Source organism: Oceanobacillus arenosus (genome assembly GCF_003369575.1).
Taxonomy (GTDB): Bacteria; Bacillota; Bacilli; order Bacillales; family Amphibacillaceae; genus Oceanobacillus; species Oceanobacillus arenosus.
Genome location: NZ_PIOC01000014.1, coordinates 88,643 through 110,022 on the forward strand (window position 1 = coordinate 88,643; position 21,380 = coordinate 110,022).

The 21,380-nt window shown below is 36.4% G+C and carries 21 protein-coding genes and 1 riboswitch; of the genes, 2 read left to right on the forward strand and 19 right to left on the reverse strand.

The window, feature by feature from the left end; all coding sequences use genetic code 11:
- Window positions 1-32: 32 nt before the first annotated feature.
- From CWR48_RS08550 to prsW, 9 genes are all read right to left on the reverse strand, one after another.
- A complete protein-coding gene (locus tag CWR48_RS08550) occupies window positions 33-1,070 on the reverse strand; it encodes an NAD(P)H-dependent glycerol-3-phosphate dehydrogenase (RefSeq protein WP_115772818.1) in 1,038 nt (345 codons plus the stop codon).
- Window positions 1,071-1,082: 12 nt separating this feature from the next.
- Complete coding sequence (gene der, locus CWR48_RS08555) at window positions 1,083-2,393, reverse strand: ribosome biogenesis GTPase Der (protein ID WP_115772819.1); 1,311 nt, start codon at window positions 2,391-2,393, stop codon at window positions 1,083-1,085.
- Window positions 2,394-2,552: 159 nt separating this feature from the next.
- On the reverse strand, window positions 2,553-3,161 hold the full coding sequence (locus CWR48_RS08560; RefSeq protein WP_147294878.1) for a YphA family membrane protein: 609 nt from the start codon (window positions 3,159-3,161) through the stop codon (window positions 2,553-2,555).
- A gap of 98 nt (window positions 3,162-3,259) precedes the next feature.
- The gene (gene rpsA, locus CWR48_RS08565) at window positions 3,260-4,393 is read right to left on the reverse strand and encodes a 30S ribosomal protein S1 (protein ID WP_115772821.1); all 1,134 of its coding nucleotides are present in this window, start codon (window positions 4,391-4,393) and stop codon (window positions 3,260-3,262) included.
- A 126-nt stretch (window positions 4,394-4,519) separates the two neighbouring features.
- Window positions 4,520-5,203 carry a (d)CMP kinase gene (gene cmk / locus CWR48_RS08570; RefSeq protein WP_115773068.1) on the reverse strand — a complete coding sequence of 228 codons (684 nt, stop codon included), beginning with the start codon at window positions 5,201-5,203 and terminating at the stop codon, window positions 4,520-4,522.
- A gap of 147 nt (window positions 5,204-5,350) precedes the next feature.
- Entirely contained in the window at window positions 5,351-6,010 is a 660-nt protein-coding gene (locus tag CWR48_RS08575) for a flagellar brake protein (protein WP_115772822.1), read from the reverse strand.
- A 99-nt stretch (window positions 6,011-6,109) separates the two neighbouring features.
- Entirely contained in the window at window positions 6,110-7,462 is a 1,353-nt protein-coding gene (gene ypeB, locus CWR48_RS08580) for a germination protein YpeB (protein WP_115772823.1), read from the reverse strand.
- A gap of 15 nt (window positions 7,463-7,477) precedes the next feature.
- Complete coding sequence (gene sleB, locus CWR48_RS08585) at window positions 7,478-8,281, reverse strand: spore cortex-lytic enzyme (RefSeq protein WP_245976777.1); 804 nt, start codon at window positions 8,279-8,281, stop codon at window positions 7,478-7,480.
- Between the two features lie 218 nt (window positions 8,282-8,499).
- Window positions 8,500-9,150, reverse strand: a complete 651-nt coding sequence (prsW, locus tag CWR48_RS08590) for a glutamic-type intramembrane protease PrsW (RefSeq protein ID WP_115772825.1) — start codon at window positions 9,148-9,150, stop codon at window positions 8,500-8,502.
- 82 nt (window positions 9,151-9,232) lie between these two features.
- Here prsW and CWR48_RS08595 point away from each other — a divergent pair, with 82 nt between their 5' ends.
- Window positions 9,233-10,204, forward strand: a complete 972-nt coding sequence (locus CWR48_RS08595) for an asparaginase (protein WP_115772826.1) — start codon at window positions 9,233-9,235, stop codon at window positions 10,202-10,204.
- A 194-nt stretch (window positions 10,205-10,398) separates the two neighbouring features.
- On the opposite strand, the gene CWR48_RS08600 is transcribed toward CWR48_RS08595, so the two are convergent.
- The 6 genes from CWR48_RS08600 to CWR48_RS08625 all read right to left on the reverse strand — a co-directional run bounded on the left by CWR48_RS08600 (window position 10,399) and on the right by CWR48_RS08625 (window position 16,656).
- Window positions 10,399-11,679 (reverse strand): Glu/Leu/Phe/Val family dehydrogenase, encoded by a 1,281-nt coding sequence (locus CWR48_RS08600; RefSeq protein ID WP_115772827.1) that lies wholly within the window; start codon window positions 11,677-11,679, stop codon window positions 10,399-10,401.
- Between the two features lie 123 nt (window positions 11,680-11,802).
- The gene (locus tag CWR48_RS08605) at window positions 11,803-12,738 is read right to left on the reverse strand and encodes a D-alanine--D-alanine ligase (protein WP_115773069.1); all 936 of its coding nucleotides are present in this window, start codon (window positions 12,736-12,738) and stop codon (window positions 11,803-11,805) included.
- Between the two features lie 44 nt (window positions 12,739-12,782).
- Window positions 12,783-13,361, reverse strand: coding sequence for a genetic competence negative regulator (locus CWR48_RS08610; protein ID WP_115772828.1), 579 nt, complete (start codon window positions 13,359-13,361; stop codon window positions 12,783-12,785).
- Window positions 13,362-13,698: 337 nt separating this feature from the next.
- Entirely contained in the window at window positions 13,699-13,983 is a 285-nt protein-coding gene (locus CWR48_RS08615) for a hypothetical protein (protein WP_115772829.1), read from the reverse strand.
- 62 nt (window positions 13,984-14,045) lie between these two features.
- On the reverse strand, window positions 14,046-15,584 hold the full coding sequence (locus tag CWR48_RS08620) for a RecQ family ATP-dependent DNA helicase (RefSeq protein WP_115772830.1): 1,539 nt from the start codon (window positions 15,582-15,584) through the stop codon (window positions 14,046-14,048).
- Between the two features lie 10 nt (window positions 15,585-15,594).
- The gene (locus tag CWR48_RS08625) at window positions 15,595-16,656 is read right to left on the reverse strand and encodes a YpbB family protein (protein ID WP_115772831.1); all 1,062 of its coding nucleotides are present in this window, start codon (window positions 16,654-16,656) and stop codon (window positions 15,595-15,597) included.
- A 166-nt stretch (window positions 16,657-16,822) separates the two neighbouring features.
- Here CWR48_RS08625 and CWR48_RS08630 point away from each other — a divergent pair, with 166 nt between their 5' ends.
- A complete protein-coding gene (locus CWR48_RS08630; protein WP_115772832.1) occupies window positions 16,823-17,074 on the forward strand; it encodes a ferredoxin in 252 nt (83 codons plus the stop codon).
- Between the two features lie 70 nt (window positions 17,075-17,144).
- On the opposite strand, the gene CWR48_RS08635 is transcribed toward CWR48_RS08630, so the two are convergent.
- The 4 genes from CWR48_RS08635 to CWR48_RS08650 form a co-directional block, all read right to left on the reverse strand.
- Window positions 17,145-17,660, reverse strand: coding sequence for an ECF transporter S component (locus CWR48_RS08635; protein ID WP_115772833.1), 516 nt, complete (start codon window positions 17,658-17,660; stop codon window positions 17,145-17,147).
- Between the two features lie 6 nt (window positions 17,661-17,666).
- Entirely contained in the window at window positions 17,667-18,095 is a 429-nt protein-coding gene (locus tag CWR48_RS08640) for a DUF4430 domain-containing protein (protein WP_115772834.1), read from the reverse strand.
- Between the two features lie 205 nt (window positions 18,096-18,300).
- Window positions 18,301-18,481: riboswitch (cobalamin riboswitch) on the reverse strand.
- Window positions 18,482-18,549: 68 nt separating this feature from the next.
- Window positions 18,550-20,340, reverse strand: coding sequence for an ATP-binding protein (locus tag CWR48_RS08645; protein ID WP_115772835.1), 1,791 nt, complete (start codon window positions 20,338-20,340; stop codon window positions 18,550-18,552).
- Window positions 20,340-21,056 carry a response regulator transcription factor gene (locus CWR48_RS08650; RefSeq protein ID WP_115772836.1) on the reverse strand — a complete coding sequence of 239 codons (717 nt, stop codon included), beginning with the start codon at window positions 21,054-21,056 and terminating at the stop codon, window positions 20,340-20,342. Before CWR48_RS08650 ends, CWR48_RS08645 begins: the two co-directional genes overlap by 1 nt.
- Window positions 21,057-21,380: the final 324 nt, after the last annotated feature.

Sequence of the window (21,380 nt, forward strand, 5' to 3'; positions counted from 1 at the left end):
AACATATTATATGCAAGAAGTACATTTTCGTGTTATTGAGAATAACGTTCCATTAGAAGCAAGGCAAGGTCGTCCATTTCTTCTCGCTTCGTGCGGTTCATTAGTTGATCGACGACATCTTTAGGTGCTTTCCCTTCAAAAAGAATTTGATGAATACCAGTTGTAATTGGCATTTCCACATCTTGCTCCTCCGCAAATTGATATGCGGCCTTCACGGTTCGAACACCTTCGACAACCATTCCCATTTGATTCAGTACATCATCTAGATTCAGGCCTTTACCTAATAAGTTGCCTGCTCGCCAGTTTCGACTATGCACACTTGTGCACGTTACAATTAAATCACCCACTCCAGATAGACCTAAAAAGCTTAACGGATTTGCACCGAGTTTCGTTCCTAAACGTGCAATTTCCGCTAATCCTCTTGTGATTAGTGCTGCTTTCGCATTGTCCCCATACCCGAGCCCATCGGAAATACCAGCACCTAAGGCAATAATATTTTTTAAAGCACCGCCAAGTTCGACCCCAATAATATCTGGACTTGTATATACACGGAATGTATCACTAATGAATAAACTCTGTGCAATATTAGCATTATGGCTATTTATAGATGATACTGTTACAGTTGTCGGATGCCTAAGTGCAACCTCTTCGGCATGACTTGGACCAGATAATACAACAATATCCTCTTCAGGGTATGCCTCTAATTCTTCACTAATCATTTCTGAGACGCGTTTAAGCGTAACTGGTTCAATCCCTTTTGCGGCATGAATTATCGTAACATTGTCTTTGAGTATACCATTAAGCGCCTTACATACCTCTCTAATCGCTTTTGTCGGTACAACGATGACAATTACTGAAACCCCGCTTAAGGCCGCTTCTAAACTGGCATATGCTTCGATTTGCTCGGGTAGTGTGACATCTAAATATTGATCATTTCGGTGTGTTTCGTTAATTATATCCACTTGATTTTCACGATGTGACCATAAACGTACTTCATGACCATTATCTGCTAATACAATGCTTAAAGCAGTTCCCCAGCTACCTGCACCTAATACTGCTACTTTTTCCAATACTTCCTCCTCCTATTGTCTCCTTCTTGCAAATATCTTAATTGGAGTCCCAATAAAACCAAATGCATCTCGTATTTTATTTTCCAAGAAACGGTTATAAGAAAAATGCATTAGTTCTGGATCGTTTACAAAGACAGCGAAACTAGGCGGTTTTACGGCTACTTGTGTCGCATACAACACTTTTAATCGTTTTCCTTTAACTGTCGGTGTCGGATTCATTGCAATTGCATCCATAATAACATCATTCAATACATTCGTTTGAATACGTTTTGCATGGCTCTCACTCGCAATTTTTATGACAGGGATTAACGTATGCAATCGTTTCTTTGTCATTGCAGATAGGAAGACGATTGGCGCATAATCTAAATATTGGAAATGTGCGCGTACTTTATCCTCGAATTTTTTCATTGCTTTCTCGTCGGATTCTATCGTATCCCATTTGTTAACGACAATGACAATTGCACGTCCTGCTTGATGTGCATATCCTGCAATTTTCTTATCCTGTTCAATAATTCCTGTTTCTGCGTCAATTAACACTAAAACAACATCGGAGCGTTCAATCGCTTTTAGCGCACGAAGCACACTATATTTCTCTGTGGTTTCATACACTTTACCACGTTTACGCATCCCTGCTGTATCTATAATGACAAAGTCTTGAGAATCTACTGTTAAATTGGTATCAATTGCATCTCTTGTTGTACCTTCGATATCACTAACAATGACACGTTCTTCATTAAGTAAAGCATTTACAAGTGAGGATTTCCCTACATTTGGTCTTCCAATTAAACTAAAATAAATGGTATCTTCATTTTCTTCAGCCATTTCTTTTTGAGGGAAATAACTAACAACCTGGTCTAACATATCACCAAGACCTAATCCATGCGAACCAGATATTGGGAATGGTTCGCCAAATCCTAGAGAATAATATTCATAAATGGTATCACGCATCTCTGGGTTGTCGATTTTATTGATACCAAGGACAACCGGTTTATTAGATTTAAATAATAGCTTCGTAACTTCCTCATCTGCAGCTGTAATACCTTCCTTTCCATTTAACAAAAAGATAATGACATCTGCTTCGTCAATGGCAATTTCCGCTTGATGACGCATTTTCAGAAGCAATGGTTCATCACCAATTTCAATTCCACCCGTATCGATTAAATTAAATGTATGATTCAGCCATTCAGCCTGTGCATAAATTCGATCTCTTGTAACACCTGGTATATCTTCTACAATCGATATCCTTTCACCTACTAAGCGATTAAATATCGTTGATTTTCCTACATTTGGTCTTCCTACAATTGCTACTACTGATTTCCTCATAAAAAGGAACTTCCTTTCTCATCTGCGATCTAGTTATATTAACTTTATTCATTCTAGCAAAAGAAGGTAATATTAACAATTGATTAATGGTTCACATTGGTAAAAAATTGCTCGTCCAGCACCTAATTTACTCCCAATTATGACAAAGGAATCGAAAAATCACTGATTTTGTAGTCGAAATCGTTCTCGAAGGTTTCGGATTGTGACTACAAGCACATTGCTTCCTCTGTGAGCAATAGAAATAAAACTAATAAATAAAATGGTACTTAATAAATGATCCAAAAATAAGGGTTCACCAATTATCTCCATAAATCCAAAAGGTATAACAGTCATTTGGTAGATCCATTCCCCAGCCAACATGCCTAGAATGCAAATACTTAATCTACTGTAAAAATTGTTTGCTAATATAGAAGATAACAAGCTAAATATAATCGTTATCAGTATCCCTTTTGGTAAGAACATTAAAATAGGGGATAGTATTTCCCAGAAGCGAAAACCCGCATAGCCGATCATTACAGTGAAGGCTGAGAAGGTATGGTAAAATAAATGCTTGTTACGAGTAAGTAATACGATTGAACCTAAGAGTAGAATAATCATGGATAGGGAGAATGTTAGTGTTACAATTTCCAAATAAACGTATGAGCCAATAATCGATAATAAGATCCAGGCAGCCAAGAAAGTTCTTAGCCGGTTTTTCTTCATAAAAAAAGTAGCTATAATCCATAGGGTCCAGCTAAACCAATAAAATAGTATGCCACTTGCCATCATAATCACCACCTGTCATTAGGCAGTATTGCTATATTTTTCCTAATCTATACAAAAATGGTCTTGTCCTCTGATAGACAAGACCATTCACGTATGAATCTTTATTTCTTAAACTTATCCAGTTTATCACCAATAATATCACTTAATTGGAAACCAGATTGTTCTTCATCTTTTTCATATTGTTTATATTCTTTCTCTGCTTGCGCTTGTTCAATTTCTTTAATACTTAATGAAATACGTTCGTCCTTCTCATTAACATCTAATACTTTCACACTTACTTGTTGCCCAACCTCTAGTACTTCTTGGGGTGTCCCAATATGACGATTCGCGATTTGTGAAATATGCACCAATCCTTCAACACCAGGTAATAATTCTACGAAAGCACCGAAATTCACAAGACGCTTTACCGTGCCTTCAAGAATTTCGCCAGCAGAAATACGTTCTTCAATATTTGACCATGGTCCTGGAAGAGTATTCTTGTGGGATAGGGAAATTCGTTCATTATCTCGATCGACAGATAATATTTCTACTTTAATCTTGTCCCCTTCAGAAACAACTTCCGATGCCTTCTCAACATGCTTGTGGGATAACTGAGAAATATGAACAAGTCCATCAATTCCACCAAGATCAACAAAAGCACCGAAATTCGTTAATCGTTGAACCGTTCCCTCTAGAATTTGACCTGCTTCTAATGATTGCAGAAGTGTATTCTTCTTGACATCTGTTTCAGCTTCGATTACGGCACGATGTGATAAGATAATGCGATTTTGCTCTTTGTTTAAATCAACAATTTTGACTGTTAATGTCTTCCCTTTATACTCACTAAAGTCTTCCACAAAGTATGTTTCAACTAATGAAGCCGGGATAAAGCCTCTAACACCAACATCAACTACAAGGCCACCTTTTACGACCTCTTTGATTTCCGTTTCAAAAACTTCACTATTAGCAAATTTTTGTTCTAATTCGCCCCAAGCAATATCAGCGTCAATTGCTTTTTTGGATAAGACAACCTCATTATCTTCTACTTTTTTAACTTTTAATGTAAGGATATCTCCTTCTTTTACAACGTCACTTGTTGCTTCAACATGTAGGCTGGATAATTCACTAATTGGTAAAATACCTTCTGTTTTATAGCCAATATCAACAAGAACTTGTTTATCTTCCAGTTTAACAACTGTTCCCTTAACCTCATCACCAACATTTACTTCAAGTAATTCTTTGTTTTCTTCACTCATGACGATAGCCTCCTAAGGATTGTCCAATATATAAATAAGCAAAATATAATTCATTCTTTCTATAACTTCTAATAATTACAATTATTTGTCAAGTAAAGTAATTTGTTTTTCCTTAATCTCATTTATTTATTCGTGTACAATTAGTTTTGATGCAGCATCTAGAATAAATTGAGCAACTTCATTTATTGACATTGCTGTCGTATCTACTTCGATTGCATTCTCGGCTTTCACTAATGGTGATGCATCTCTTTCGGAATCTATTCGATCCCTTTCTTCAATTTCCTTTATCAGCTGCTCCATACTGGATGGGATGCCTCTTCGTTTATTTTCTTCATATCTTCGCTTTGCTCTTTCTTCAACAGTTGCGATTAAATAGATCTTTACTTCTGCGTCTGGAAGTACACGTGTCCCAATATCCCTTCCATCCATGACAACGCCACGATGTGATGCTAATTGCTGTTGACGATTAACTAATTCCTCGCGAATTGCCGGTAGCTTTGCAACGTAGGAAACATTATTTGTCACATGCTGTGAACGCACATCAATCGTTACATCTTGCTCATCTAATAATACAATTTGATTCTTACCGTTTTTTTGCAATTCAATCTTCGTATGTAATAATAATTCAACTAACGCTGTTTCGTCCTCCAAATCAATATGATGATTTAATGCCTTTAATGTTAAGGCACGGTACATTGCACCAGTATCAATATAAATATAGGAAAGCTCTTCAGCTACGATTTTTGCAACCGTGCTTTTTCCAGCAGCGGCTGGTCCATCGATTGCAATTGCGATTTTCTTTGATTCCATTAATTCCATCCATCCCTCTCACATATGGTTAGAGAACTTGAGCTTAACCAAAGTCAGGCTACCTTCGTTTAATAAACTTTATATCACTACTATAAATAATAACACAGATAAAAAAATTTGGTCTATCCGATTTTCATTTAACTTCATTTAATGCATTTCTTTTTGTCTTGATTCACGCTGCTTCTGAAAGCAAAATCGAATAATCCCTTGCTGTGATAATTTATCGATGGCAATAAATTTAAAAGAAACAAGTTCGACACTACTTTTTAATGTTTTTATTATGACGACTTCTGCTTGTGTATTAATATATTGATACTTGTTGTCCTTCATTTGCAACGTTAACCATATATCAACAATATCGCCGATTGCTAGTTTATGGTCGTATGGTGCGATAATCGAGAGGCCGCCTCCACTGATATCGGATGTTACCGTTACAAATGGTGAAAAAGTTTTGTCGTTACTATGGACTGCAATATCGACGGTTGTTTCGATTCTTACAAATTCTCTACGTTGGATACGTTGAATATCTTCTTTTTTCGGATTCTCAATTGCAAGTGCAGGCACATTTAATTTGATTTTTGAAGTAATACTGCTAGTAAATTGATAAACTGCTTCATCCTCGCCGATATAAGCAACGCTAAAGTATTTTCTCTTAGGTATGAAGGCGGTTTTATTGGTTAATTCATTTATCGGATAATCGATAATAATTTGCTGTTCATTCATCTCAATAACTTTACAACGATATTTATCTTTTGTATTTGTTTTTGTATTTTTCAATTCTATATGGAGCACAGTACCTATCTTCATGCGCTAACCTCCGCATTAAATTTTTGATGCTTGTCAAAATGATACGATATACCTATTATTACAGAAAAATTAAAAAAGGGAAAGGCTTTTTGCCATCCCCTAGAGTCTGCTTTGATAATTCACTTCTGTGCCGCCTAATTTTTCAACTTTTTCTTCTACGCCATCCATGGCATTAATGAAAATCCGGTACGTTTCATTACCCAATACACCTAAGAATTCATGGGTCAGCACTTCTTCACCAAAGTCATTGTCAATAATTGCTAGGAAATGCTCTTGTATATCAACATTTGGATTCACATATTCCCTTGCTTCTGTTTCAGATATGGCGGGAGTTTCAATCTTTCTTTCTTTATGATTCATTAAATAATTCTTTGCAGTTAACCCAAGTATTTCACCATTATCTAGCGCAACCTTTAATTCAATCGCATCGGAATATACCCTAACACCGTCTTGATTGAAGAGGAAGGAATATGCACCAATGTTGCCATATTCACTGCTTTGGAATAATTCCATTGATTGGAATTCGAGATCATCTACGTATTTTTTTGCTTTCTTTGATCCTTCATTCAAGCTTATTTTTTTGTCATTGACAGGTCGATCTACTAATAATGTAATTGGATGCCCGCCTTGCTTTGTCAAATCCATATAGGCATTTTTTTTATCGTTATGGTACGAAGTAGAATATAGTGGGATATTTGCCCCATCACCACTTTCTGTAATCGTTATCCCTTTTTCATCTGTTGTATTAAACAATTTCTGGCTTATTTTTAATGCTTGTTGTTCGGATACATCATCACTCGTTAAGATTAATTCATAGCGATGATCTTCTAGTGAAGCGCCACCACCGATTAACGAATTATTGACATTCGTTTCGGAGAATCCCTCCACACTTTTCTCAACGGTTTTCAGTCCATCGATAATTGAATTATCGGTTTGTTCGTCTTCGTTTGCAATAGCGAGCTGCACGTCCATCCATCTTAAGTTATTATCCATTGCAATGTGTTGGACTTGTCTTAATTCATCTTTGATATCACCAGATTGTGTATATAGCTTCTCTAATGTTTGCATTTCTTCGTCTGTTAAAGGTTTGTCATCTAAGTTCCTAACTGCAGTTCGATAGGTAAAATCACCGATATTCGATAGTAGTTCCTCTGTTTTATTAAAAGGTAACAATCCTAATGGTAATTGACCTACATTTGATGAAGCTTCAGACGTTAGTCGCCATATTTCAACCATCTGTGGCGATAATCGTTTATCCGAATTCATGGCTAATACGGTACCTATCTCATCATGTAGCATGTCCATATGATAATTTAGCTCATGAAAGGCACGTTGATACGTGTTCTCTGCCTGGATAAGGATTTCATTCTTATCTTGATGTTCCTGATAACCCCAAAAGGCAGTTCCAGCAATTCCGAGCGCAAGTATTACTACTAGTATCCACCGAATCATATTCCTTCCACCTTTCTATTTGCAAAATATGTGTTTGCCAATTTGTTTAATCTGTGGTCTTGACCAAATCCAACCAGATGTAGCAGTATCGGGATTAAAATAGTACAATGCATTTGCAGATGGATCCCAACCGTTGATTGCATCGATTACTGCTTCTCTTGCCCGTTCATTAGGTGTTAGCCAAATCTGCCCATCAGCAACTGCTGTGAAGGCCCTAGGTTCGAAAATAACACCTGCAACCGTATTGGGGAATGACGCACTTTCTACCCGGTTAAGAATAACTGCCGCTACAGCAACTTGGCCTTCATACGGTTCTCCCCTTGCCTCACCATAAACCGCGTTTGCCATTAATTGAATATCATTTTGCGAGAAACCTTGTGGTACATTTACAGATGTCACATTTGTAGTGGGTGCTGTCTTGTTTGCTCCGGTCTCTTTTTTCGGGGTAGTCGTAGGAGCAGCTTGTTTTTCCTTTTCTACCCCACCATAATGAGTAAACTTGCGACCTTGAGCGATTTGTTCTTTTACAAAGGCTTCATCATATTTACTTGCCTTAACGAGTTTATCCTTTGTTGTTTGTCCTGCTAGCCCATCAATTTCCAATCCAAATTCATATTGGAAATTTCTTAAGCCCCAGTAGGTTCCCCAGCCGAAAACCCCGTCAATTTTGCCATTATAAAACCCTAAATATTGTAATCTAGCTTGTAATTCAATCACATCATCGCCTACTGCACCTTGTTGAATCACTTGCGGACTAAAGGCTTTAGATGTGTTTGGTTGATATATTGATCCAAAACCGATAACCAATAAACAGCCCATGATGAAAAGTAGGGACACCGTTTTATTCTTCATCTTGATTCCTCCTGCTTTTACATTGTCTTGTGCTATCTATTTTTTGAGTAATCGGCTATTTTATTCATTAATTGTAAAACTATTATTTAATTTATTGTGATTAGCAAGTACCTTGCTTAACTTATCGCTATTGACTAAAGTATATTCAGCATAAAAAACCCCTTGTATTGGATACAGGGGGCATATTACTTATTATTAATTGGTTGGTTGGCTAGCTTTGCACGGTGCAGGGCAATAAACCAGAGTAGAATCATAAATGGAATTAAATAATAGCTCCAGGTACTTACAAGCGATTTTAGGATATAGTTATAGATACCGTGCAAGATAAATGGAATGAAGAATGCTACAAATATATTCCATTTTGTATGATCATTTGTTAGCTTTGCTTTTCCAAAGTAATAACCCATAATCACACCGAAAAGTGCATGTGAAGAAACAGGGAAAAATGCTCTTAACAAAGCATATTCAATTCCATTTGTGAATAAGTATAATACATTCTCCAAGGAAGCAAATCCAAGGCTAATCGATACCGCATAGACAATCCCGTCGTAATGATCATCAAACTGTGAATGATTGTACATCACAAATAAAAAGATAAACCATTTGAAAAATTCCTCAAAAAAAGCAATAAAGATAAAAGATTGAATAAAGATATTATTGCTGATTTCTTCTACTTCCATTGCATATTGAATGAACATAATTGGAAATACTAATAATGCACCAAAGATAAACGCTCTAAAAATTAATGATAATGGCTCAGTAACACGGTCTTTTAAGTAGAAATAGGACATTAGCCCAATAATCGGAGCTAGTCCCGCAGATAATATGGCAAACATTCTAAACATACCTCTTTCCAATGCCGATGCATTTATCGTATCATTATGTGTATATAATGAAAATAGGGTAAAGGAGAGTTTAATGAAAAACATTTTAATTATTCATACCGGTGGAACAATCTCGATGCTAGAAGATAAAGATACAGGGGAAGTCAATACGACTGAAAAGCATCCATTATCAAATTTTACCGAGTATTTACAAGCCTATGCTAATATCGATGAACAAATTATATTTGACCTGCCATCCCCACAAATTACACCAAAACATATGCTGCAATTGGGGAAATATATTAATACGAAAATTGAGGCCTATGATGGAATCGTGATCACTCATGGGACAGATACATTAGAAGAAACGGCATATTTTCTAGATTTAATATTAGCGACAGAGAAGCCAATTATTGTAACTGGAGCGATGAGATCGAGTAACGAGATTGGTTCTGATGCACTTTATAACCTTATTAGCTCTGTTCGGGTTGCGGCAGAAGATGATACAAGGAATAAAGGGGTATTAGTCGTAATGAATGATGAGATACATACTGCAGAGTATGTTACGAAGACATCGACAAGCAATGTTGCAACATTTCAAAGTCCACAATACGGACCTATTGGTATTGTAACAAAGGATTCTATCATTTTTCAACATACGATTATAAACCATCCGACCATTGCAATTGAATCATTATCGAATCATCAGGTACTATTACTAAAAGCCTTTGCAGGGATGGATCAAACAATTATTAAAGCAATCCACTCTATACATCCTAATGGTGTCGTAATTGAAGCGCTTGGACAAGGAAATCTACCAAATGAAACGATCCCTGGAATTAGGAAAATGCTCGAGGACCATATACCAATTATTCTTGTGTCTCGATGTTATCAGGGAAATGTTCAGCCTACATATGGCTATGATGGCGGCGGAAAGCAATTAAAGGAAATGGGTGTGATCTTTTCAAATGGACTCACGGGTCAAAAAGCGAGAATTAAGCTATTAATCGCGCTGGAGAAATCAAAAGATTATCATCAAATAAGAGCAATATTCGAAAATGAGTAACAAAAGCTTAAAACTAGTTGAGCTGTGTAGGGTGGTGAGGAAGTCTCGCTACAGCTTTAGCGCTGGAGCTGGCCGTGGCTGTTCTCGGTAATTAAGTTATCCGTAGCGTCCAATTTTATATTTTCCTAAGCTATAAAAAATAAGGGGTCGCTGATCTATAATTAGATCAGCGACCCCTTATTCGAGTTATCTAGTTATACCCAACCACGAAAACGTGATGCTTCTGCCATTTTACGAACACCAATCATATATGCAGCTAATCGCATATCAACGCGTCTCGATTCTGCTAGATTATAAATAGAATTAAATGAGCGAATCATAATTTCATGTAGTTTTTCATCTATTTCCTTTTCAGACCAATAGTATCCTTGATTATTCTGTACCCATTCAAAATAGGAAACCGTTACTCCACCTGCAGATGCCAAAACGTCTGGTACTAGTAGTATGCCACGTTCGGTTAGAATCTTCGTTGCTCCCCTTGTTGTCGGACCATTTGCTGCTTCAACAATGATACTAGCTTTGATTTTTGGCGCATTTTCTTCGGTAATTTGATTTTCGACTGCCGCAGGAACAATAATATCACAGTCACACTCAAGTAATTCTTTATTGGAAATCGTATTATTAAATAGCTTTGTTACCGTTCCAAAGCTGTCTCTTCTATCGAGCAAATAATCAATATCAAGACCATCTGGATCATATAATGCCCCATATGCATCTGAAATCCCAACAACCTTTGCGCCTTCATCATGTAAAAATTTAGATAAATAGCTTCCAGCATTACCAAACCCTTGAACAATGACACGTGCGCCTTTTACGTCGAGTCCTTTTTTCTTCGCTGCTTCCTTCAGGACAATTGTAACTCCTTTTGCAGTTGCGGTTTCTCTTCCGTGTGAACCACCGAGCACAATTGGTTTTCCTGTAATAAAACCTGGACTGTTATACTCGTCCATTCTGCTATATTCATCCATCATCCATGCCATTATTTGCGAGTTCGTAAATACATCTGGTGCAGGAATATCCTTCGTTGGTCCTACAATTTGACTGACGGCTCGTACATAGCCACGACTTAATCCTTCTAATTCACGAAAAGACATTTGACGTGGATCACAAACGATACCACCTTTAGCCCCACCATATGGGAGATCGACAATTCCAGATTTTAAACTCATCCAAATGGATAGTGCTTTAATTTCATCTGCCGTTACATCCGGGTGGAAACGGATTCCACCTTTTGTAGGACCAACCGCATCGTTATGTTGTGCACGATAACCTGTAAATACTTTTATTGCCCCATCATCCATTCTAACTGGGATTCTTACGGCCATCATTCTTAAAGGTTCTTTTAATAGTTCATATAATTCATCAGGATAACCTAATTTTTCTAACGCTAGTTTAACCACTGCGCGTGTTGAAGTTAATACATCCATGTTTTCTTGTTTTTTATTTGCAGAATCAACTGCTTTGTCGGCAACCATGAACTTACCTCCTACAATTATCCAAATATATTTTAAATAATTTCCATTCAGAGTTAGTATACACCCTCTAAGTAAATTTGCAATAAAAAATGTTTCGACCACTTGAATCCTAGTGCTTAACGTTTATCCGTGATTTTTTAGTGATAGCGTAACAAATGTTTCAATCATATCTTCATAGCTTATATCAACCGCTTTTGCTGCGTCAGGAAATAAGCTTGTTGGTGTCATACCTGGTAGTGTATTCACTTCTAAAATAATTGGCAGATTGTTCTCTGAAAGGATAAAGTCCACCCGTGAATAGGTTTCACATCCAAGGGACTGGTGTGCAAGCACGGCATATTCTTGAATTTGTCTCTTTAAATGATCATCCATTTGCGCTGGTACAATGTGTTCGCTACCACCAGGCGCATACTTTGATTCATAGTCATAGAAAGCATTTTTAGGGATTATTTCGATAATCGGTAATGCCTCTTCATGGCCGATTTCTCCTAATACTGGTACCGTTAATTCCTTGCCTTTAATAAATTCTTCTACTAATACAGTGTCATCGCTCTCTATAGCGTTATTGACAGCTTTTTCTATTTCGTCTTTATTTTGAATGATGGAGAGTCCTAATGTGGATCCCTCTCGATTTGGCTTAATAACGAACGGTAGGTTAAATGTATTCTTAATTTCTTCAACCACTGCTTTTATTTCTTGCTTCTTTGTTAAACGGTACACATTGCTATTCGCCACAGGAATGTGATTCATTTCAAAAATCTTCTTTGCCTTCGCTTTGTCCATTGCGAGTGCCGATGCAAGTACACCAGATCCGACGTAAGGGATCTTTAACATATCTAATAAACCTTGGATTCTACCATCTTCCCCGTACTTACCATGTAAACCAATAAAGACTAAATCCACCTGTAAATTAATAATTTCGTCTAATTTCTCAGGGTTGAAATCAATCCCTACGACATCATGTCCTTTTTGTTTTAATGCTTGCAGAATTCCTTTTCCTGAAGCAAGTGAAACCTCTCGTTCACCCGAAATTCCACCATAAAGTACCGCTATTTTCATTCCGTTCTCACCCTCCATACTAATTCACCATTCATTGCATCCTGCTAATAAAATTTCTCCATAATTTGTTTCACTGCGTCTCGTTGGAAAATTTCTTTTCCATATTCAATTAAGCGAAAGGACGTAATAATACTTGGATATGCGTACTCAGACATAATCGCGATTATATCTTCTTTCTCATTATCTTTAAGATCTTCATCTTTAAATAACATATAATATCGATTATCCATATGATATACTTGACCACCATCTATTTCTAGATTTGATAAGTACGAAGAAACTTGAATTATATTCTCAAACTCTGGAAACGAGAAAATTAATTCTTTACTTTCATCCAAAGTAACCTTCATTTCAATAAAGTCCTCATCCCAGCTCATATCATCGTATTTCTGTGTGACAATAACATGCATTCCTTGTGCTTGCATTATATGCACTTGTACAAGGAGCATACCTTCAAGCTCAAAGCCTAACTCAGAACTCGCTTCATACATCATATCACTAAATAAATTACGGACACTTGATGCATCATCCCATAAATCGTTTGTAGTAAAACCTCGTTCAATTAAATCATCAAACGTTAAAAAAATGGTAAATTGATCATCGGACAATCGCTCAATACGCATAAGTATCCCCCTTTAAATGTGTCTCATTTACAGCATATATACTATTTTTTGTAATTTATACCTATTGTGAATCCATCCTTATAAATAGTAAAACAAAGGTTTTATATACTATATGCACTTCAAGAAATTGTTGAACATTACATTCACCGTTTTCCATAAATTAATTCCAAAATTTACTAGTACATCATTTGTAGCAAACCATGAATTTCGTAAAATATGGATTCAAGTATCAATTACAAGTATATTATGTCCGTATATTATAACCCTTTCCATTCTATTTGATAAGACTGAACTTATCGGTTTCACAGGATAGAAGAAATTGTTATTTTACAGCCAGTTAATTCGGGATAAAATAATAACCAACGATTAAAATCACAATAAGAACAATGACTACAAAAATAATACGGATAAATGGCCTACTTATCCTAAAGCGTGTTCGATTACTAATTGTATGTACTTCTTTTCTAGGGGGAAGATTTAAAATATCGATTTCCCGCTTCTTTGGTATTTCTTCTAAACTAGCGGAAAGCTCTTCCTTCACCTCTTTATTGCCCTCAATTTCCCCAACTAAATGACGCAGTTCTTCTGCTTGATCTTGCTTAATGTCTGCCTGTTTTTCCATTTTATCTACACCTCATCTTTAAGGAAGCGATTTTGATATTTAATGACGAACTACTTTCATTATTAGAGAGCATTCATTAGTAGTAACTTTCTCAATTTACTTTCCCAATCGGCCTCTTCGTTTACTGCCTTTTTCGTTTGAACGGGATTCCATTCAGACCACGAAAAACCACAATTACTACAACATTGATCATCTACCATGCTGTACGCAGGTTGAAAATTTTTATATAGGTTTTTACGTAAACAGCCCAACTCATGTATCCATTGCAATATTTCATTTAATTTCTGCTCTTTAATGGAAGTTCTATCTTTGATTAGCTGTTTAATTTCTTGATAGCTTTGCTTCCATTTTTCTTCTTGAAAGTTTATCCGATTATTTGCAATCATACCATGTTTTTCGAATTGAAAACGTAAAAATCGCCACTGAATTTCATTTAATTGAAATAAATTCGCAATTTCTACTTCATTATTTGGCAGTTCTTTTCGTTCAGAGACTAATCGAGATAAATACTTGTAAATAAAAGTTAAAATTTGTTCGGATGGCAGCTCGTTTTTAATCATATTTAAAGGAATAAAGAGATCTTTATTGGAAAATAGCAATAAACAAACACTGGATTTCCCATCTCTGCCTGCCCTGCCCACTTCTTGGATATAGGACTCTAATTGTAATGGTAAATGGTAATGAATAACGAAGCGAATATTTCCTTTATTAATTCCCATGCCAAATGCGCTCGTACAACAGATAATATCTAATTGATCATTCATAAATTGCTGTTGAATTGTAATTCGATCCATTTGCTCCATTCCACCATGATAAAATGCAATCTTCCGTTCTGGGAGTTTTTCCGAAAGCAGCTTTGCGATATTTTCCGTCGCTATTCTGCTTGAAAAATATATTAAGGTTGAGACATGATAAGTTTTTAAATGCTGTGTTAAATATTCCAGCTTTTCCTGATCATTGCTTACTTCCTCGATACAAAACGATAAATTACTGCGATCCATCGGATATACATGTTTGATCATCTTTGGCTTATTTAATAAATCAATAATATCCTGCTGGACAGTCGGTGTGGCAGTTGCACTTAAAGCTAGTGTTCTCGGATTATTTAATTTCTCGATAATCATATTCAATTTTAAATAATCCGGTCTAAACTCATGCCCCCATTGGGAGATACAATGGGCTTCATCAATGACAAATAAACTTATCTTTGTACGTTGTAATAAGCGAATAATCTCTTCTTGCTGTAATAATTCCGGAGAAATATAAATAAGCTTATAGGCATGTAAATTCTTATATACCTTCTTCCGTTCACTTGGATCCATGAAACTATTTAAAGCAACTACCTGTTTGATTTGGATTGCTTTTAGCTGCTTTACCTGATCAATCATTAAAGAAATCAATGGCGAAACTACAATTGTAACCCCATCTAAAAGCATTGCTGGTAACTGATAACAGATTGATTTTCCTGATCCCGTTGGCAGAATACCGAGTACATCTTTCCCTTGTAATACATCCTCGATGATTTCCTTTTGTCCTAATCGAAAGGAACTATAGTGGAAGTGTTTGTTCAATTCTTGCTCTAATGTCACTTGTTGGTTCATTCGTTTCTCCCTATTTTAATTGTTTATGCTGTAATGCTAGCACGAGGCGGATTTGAAAATAACTGATGCTATCGTTTACTTGCTGTTTAATGTCTCGAAGCTTAGAAGAACTTGTTTGCTTTACTGCATTTAAGATTTCCTGTTGCTCCGCTGGATTAACATAGTGATGCAAGGGGAAATTCGTTTCATATAAAGCAATTTCTATTAGATGATCATGAATCGTATTTATTTTTAAGTTACGGTTCCTCGCAATATTTTCAATTGTAACCCCTTGCTGCAAATGTTGATAGGTTTGGAATGCCGAATTGGATAATCGTGTTGTGCTTGTTAGATCATTTATGATGAACGTGAGAAATGGATAGTTATCTTTTTCATGATACAATGTCGAAAGCAATCGATGAACAAGATTAATAATGATTAATTGAATATCATCAACAGATTGACCATATTTCGCTGACAACTGGTCGATACTCATCCCATAGCTTTGATACCCTGTTAACCGATCGACAAATATTCCAGCTTCAACTTTAGAAAAATGGTGTAATATTTTTCGTAGTTCTTGAAAGATGATTGCTAGGAATTTGGCTTCCTCCCCCTTTAATCGACGATACACTGACTTTACCCAACCTACGATTAAGGGCTTGTCAATGACTGGGATAAAGGAAAAATAATCCATCTTACTATTCGTTAATGTTTGAATAAGCAGGACTAGACGATCTAAGAAAACATCCGTTATTTCGTGATAGGCTAGACCTTCATAAGATGTAAAAGGAAATGATACCTGTTTATTCGTCGCAATCCATTTAGACGTTTCTCGAGTTGTTTGATAGAATGTTTGCTCTGTATCGATTCTATGAAGGAGTCCTTTCAACTGAAGCTCATTCATCGTTTGATTAAAATGCTGTCTTGTCAAGGACTTATAGATGCCGAAATACCGCTCAAGCTGAAAGAGATGTGCATCTTGAACCGTCTGAATGGACCGCCTGCCTCGCAGCAAATGATAGATGCTTGAAGCGGTTCTTTCCATTTGGATTCGATTGCAGCATTCGAGTAGAATACTATGAAATATCAAGTGCCTACCTCCCTATTCTATATTATCTTTTTCTGTTGCTATGGAATCACCCCACTGAAGAAAGCCTCTTTTAATTGTAGTATTGAAATGATTGAAAATCAGCCTTAAAATGAATAGATAGCAGGTTAAATTTACGAGGATTGTTTTTGTGTAAGGAGGAAGTGTGATGGCGAAATTTGCAATCGTCGATATCGATTCATGTATTGCTTGCGGTGCATGTGGGGCAGCTGCTCCCAAAATATTTAACTATGATGATGAGGGACTCGCCTATGTAGTAATTGATGAGAATTCGGGAACAAGAAAAATCCCTGGGCGTCTAGTCGACGATCTATACGATGCATTTGAGGGATGTCCAACAGACTCCATCAAAATTTCAAATACCCCTTTTAACGCAAGCCCAATTAAAGTCAAAAACTAATATAGTATTAATTATACGGTATCTATAGGGTTTTAAAAAGACTTTACACTAAAAAAATACCAATTAGAATCTAATTGGTATTTCGAATTGAAAATCGGTTTGCTGCATATTTCTTCATTAAATGGAAAATGATTGGATAAAAAATAATCATAAATATTACATTGCCAATTGCATGACTAGTATCAAAAGGCAGCCCTGCCAGATAATATGGCCAGAAATGACCGGACACTTGATACGTTATAAGTGAGATAATAAATCCGTATAGATACCCACTTAAGAAGGCAAGCAACACAATAACAATGAAAGGAACCTTTTTAAGCGATTTACTTAAGAAACCACTTAATAATCCGATTAATCCCCAAGAAATAATTTGCCAGATTGTCCAAATTCCCATTCCTAACAACATATTAGATAAAATTGCCGTTAAAATTGCTAGAATAAAGGCCGCCAGTGGCCCAAGTAATATTCCGCAAATAATAATCAAAGATGTAACTGGTTGGACATTCGGAATAAATTGAAAGAAGACCCGGCCAACAATTGCTAGTGCCGCAAGAAGTGCCAGCAATGTTAATTTATACGTATTCAAATTACATTATTCCCAGGACTGTAAATCAAAGACGACTTTATCCCCTGGAACCAGTTCGTATTCCGCCGCTCCAACAGATGCCATTTCATCATTTACAAAGAACATCCAAGCTGTTTTCTCATCATCGCTAGCTGCAACTCGTTCGATTGACGTAATAAATGTTCCGTCAAATTCTGTTTCAATAAAGAAGTTTTCCTCCATGACATCCATAAGAATGTCACCTTCTTTAATTTCAATTTCTTTCTCGTCGACAAATTCTTCGCCTTCATTGATTGAGATCGTAATTCGAACAGAATTCTCCGCAACTTCTTCAGATTGTGATGTGTTATTCGTACTTACAGTCGTATTAGTATTTTCGTTTTCTTCCGCTGAACAACCAATTAATAAGCCTGCTACCATGAATAAAATTAAGATTGGGAACATACACTTTTTCATCTCAGTCACCCCTTTTTTAATATTTGTAATTTTAACTATACAAGGATGTTGAAGCATATAAATCATATTATGTAGTTTGGTGTGCTTACTTACGAAAAAAAGGCTATTTTCTCAACAAGAAAACAGCTTTTAACATACGAAATAAAGACAATGCACTAGCAATGCTTGCATTCGAATGTTTCTATTTGCTTATTCCTCGAAGCACTCGAAACAATTGAACATGGCAGGTCTACTGACTTATGATTTCAACCTACTTTAAGCCCTTCCCATATGAATGCCATACAGTGGTTATGCTTATTTCGTTAATCAATTACAGTTGCGAGGACAGTTCCAGATTTTCACTAGATTCCCTATTAAGTATCTGCACCAAAATTCAATATTTACGATTCAATTAAAATTACACCCGTATCATACCATATGTTGGTAGGTTTGAAAAGATTTCGAAGATCTATTCTTATCTTTCAATCACTTTCGGATGCTTTCTATAATCCTTTTGCGGAATGATAAAACTAAAGGTTGTTCCTTGATTTAGTTTACTCTGCACATTCAATAATCCATGGTGGGTATCGATAATGTTTTTAGCGATTGCAAGACCCAAACCGGTTCCCTTTTTCTGGTTATTTCTAGTTCTTGATTTATCTGCTTTGTAAAAGCGCTCAAAAACGAATGGTAAATCTTCTTCAGGAATCCCACTACCATTATCCTCGATTGCTACATACAGCTCTTCTTCTGTATTCTTGACATTAACATGAACGAATCCATTTTCATTTGTATGGCGAATGGCATTATCGATTAAGTTTGTGAATACCTGTTCGATTCGATCTGGATCAAAATAAGCACTCGGAATCGAAAAATTCTCTGACAAAGACAGCTTCAATTGATTATCATTAGCAAGTCCCTGAAATTTCTTCATTATTCGTTGCACAAAACTATCAAGATCTACGCTTTCAATATTGAGCTTGATATGACCTGCCTCCATTTGAGCGATGTCTAATAGCTCATTTACTAATCGATTCATCCGTAATGATTCCTCGTGAATGATTTTAGCAAGTTCATTTTTCTCCTCATTACTTTCAGCAATATCATCAACAATTGCTTCACTATAGCCTTGAAGTAAAGAAATAGGTGTACGCAGCTCATGAGAGACATTGGCAATAAAGTCTTTGCGTAAGATATCTAATCGTCTTTCCTCGGTCATATCACGGATAACTGCAACGGCCCCCCTTATGTAAGATTGATCATATAAAGGAGTCATTAACATTACATAATTTCTTCCTTGGAGATTGATCTCACGTAAGGCTTTTTTTTCATCATTTATCACTTCTTGTAATGCCTCATTCAATTCTTTTGGCAATGTTTGGTTTTTACGAGTAACTTTAATATTATTTTCAAAATACCAATTCTCGATAAATTTATCTGCAGGTGTATTCGTTACGATCATGTCCCCATTACGATTAAGGGTGACGACACCATCGGCCATCGAGCTTACAATACTAGATAATTGTTCTTTTTCTTGTCGCAATGCATTGATATGGAACTTAAGTTGCTGTCCCATACGATTAAATTCTTTTGCCAGATCACCGATTTCATCATTTGTTAAAATAGGAACCTTCGTATCGAATTCGCCTCGCGTTAAATTGGAAGCAGCCTCCCGCATTTTAATCAATGGAGATGATATTCTGGTTGATAGGAAAATGGCAAAAAAAGTAGTCAAGACAAGTGCGATACCACCTGCGAGTACAATTATTTTACTAGTCTCCGCTTCGGTTTGATTAATTACTTCTAATGACTGATAAACGAAAATTGCCCCATTATCTAATAGCGGTGTGCCAACAATGATAATTTCCATTTTATTTTCTGGTAGAATAATTTCTTTTTGAACCTCTTTCTTCGTCGATATGACGTCAGATAGTTCTTGTTCATTTTCAAACCATGCTCTATTAAATTCCTGTAGATCTCTTGCGCTAGTATTGGATACCCATAGTTCTCCATCCGGATACATAATGGCAACACGACTTGTGGGTGTTTTTATTAACTCTGTCGTTTCCTGGATATATTTTCTATCTGCCTGTTGATTCGCAATTAGTGAAATTTTTGAAGCAGTTTGCATCATGTCCTTCTCTGCTTCGCTTATATGATAGCTCTTAAAAAACTCTAACAAGAAAATAGATAAAATAAACAGTACAAAACTGACAAGAAGAAATATCGTTATTGCAAGCTTACCGACTACACTACGCCATATCATCACTCATCATCTACCTCAAATTTATAGCCTACCCCCCAGACGGTTACAATCATTTTAGCTGCGGTTTTCGATGCACTGCTTAATTTTTCCCTTAATCGTTTCACATGTGTATCGACGGTTCGTAGGTCACCAAAGAATTCATATTGCCAAACTTCTTTTAATAGATGCTCCCGTTTAAAAACCTTATCAGGGGATTTTGCTAAAAAGCAAAGTAATTCATACTCTTTTGGCGTTAATGTTACCTCCTGCCCATCGGCTGTTACGCGATGTGCATCATGGTCAATTGTTATATGTGGAAAAACAAGAATGTCCTTTGTTGCTACGTCTGTATCCTTAAATTTAGCAGTAGAAACTCTACGTAACAATGCTTTTATGCGTAATACAGCTTCCCTTGGGCTAAATGGTTTAACGATGTAGTCATCGGCACCAACTTCGAATCCTTGTACTCGATTCGCCTCTTCCCCTTTGGCGGTTAGCATAATAACTGGGGTTGCCTTCTCTTTTCTGAGCTCTTGGCAAACCTCTATTCCATCCATTTCTGGCATCATGATATCTAATAATATTACATCATACTCATCCGCTAGGGCTTTTTCTAAAGCGTCTTTTCCATTGTCGGCTTCTTCAACCGTGTATTCTTCTCTCTCTAAATACATTCGCATTAATCTACGAATTCTCTCTTCATCGTCAACGATTAAAATCTTTGTTTCCGAACCCATTTTTGTTCCCCCTAAATTCTACTATTAGTTAAAGTATAAACGATTTATGACAATTTGTATAAGAAAACAGGCGAAGCATCAATGATACCTCACCTGTAAATGCTTATGCACATTATATATAAAATGCTGACTAGTTTAGTGCTTGAGGCTCTCAGGCAGTCGCTCCAGAAATACACTACGCGCATCTTAGGGGAGCTGGTGAGCCTACTCACGCTATCGCGCTTCGTTGTCTCACCTAGGCTCTTCTTCCCGCAGAAGTCTCCGTGTATTTCTTCCGCTGGAATTGTTAATAGGCATCTAAAAAGAGTAACTTATCACTTACAA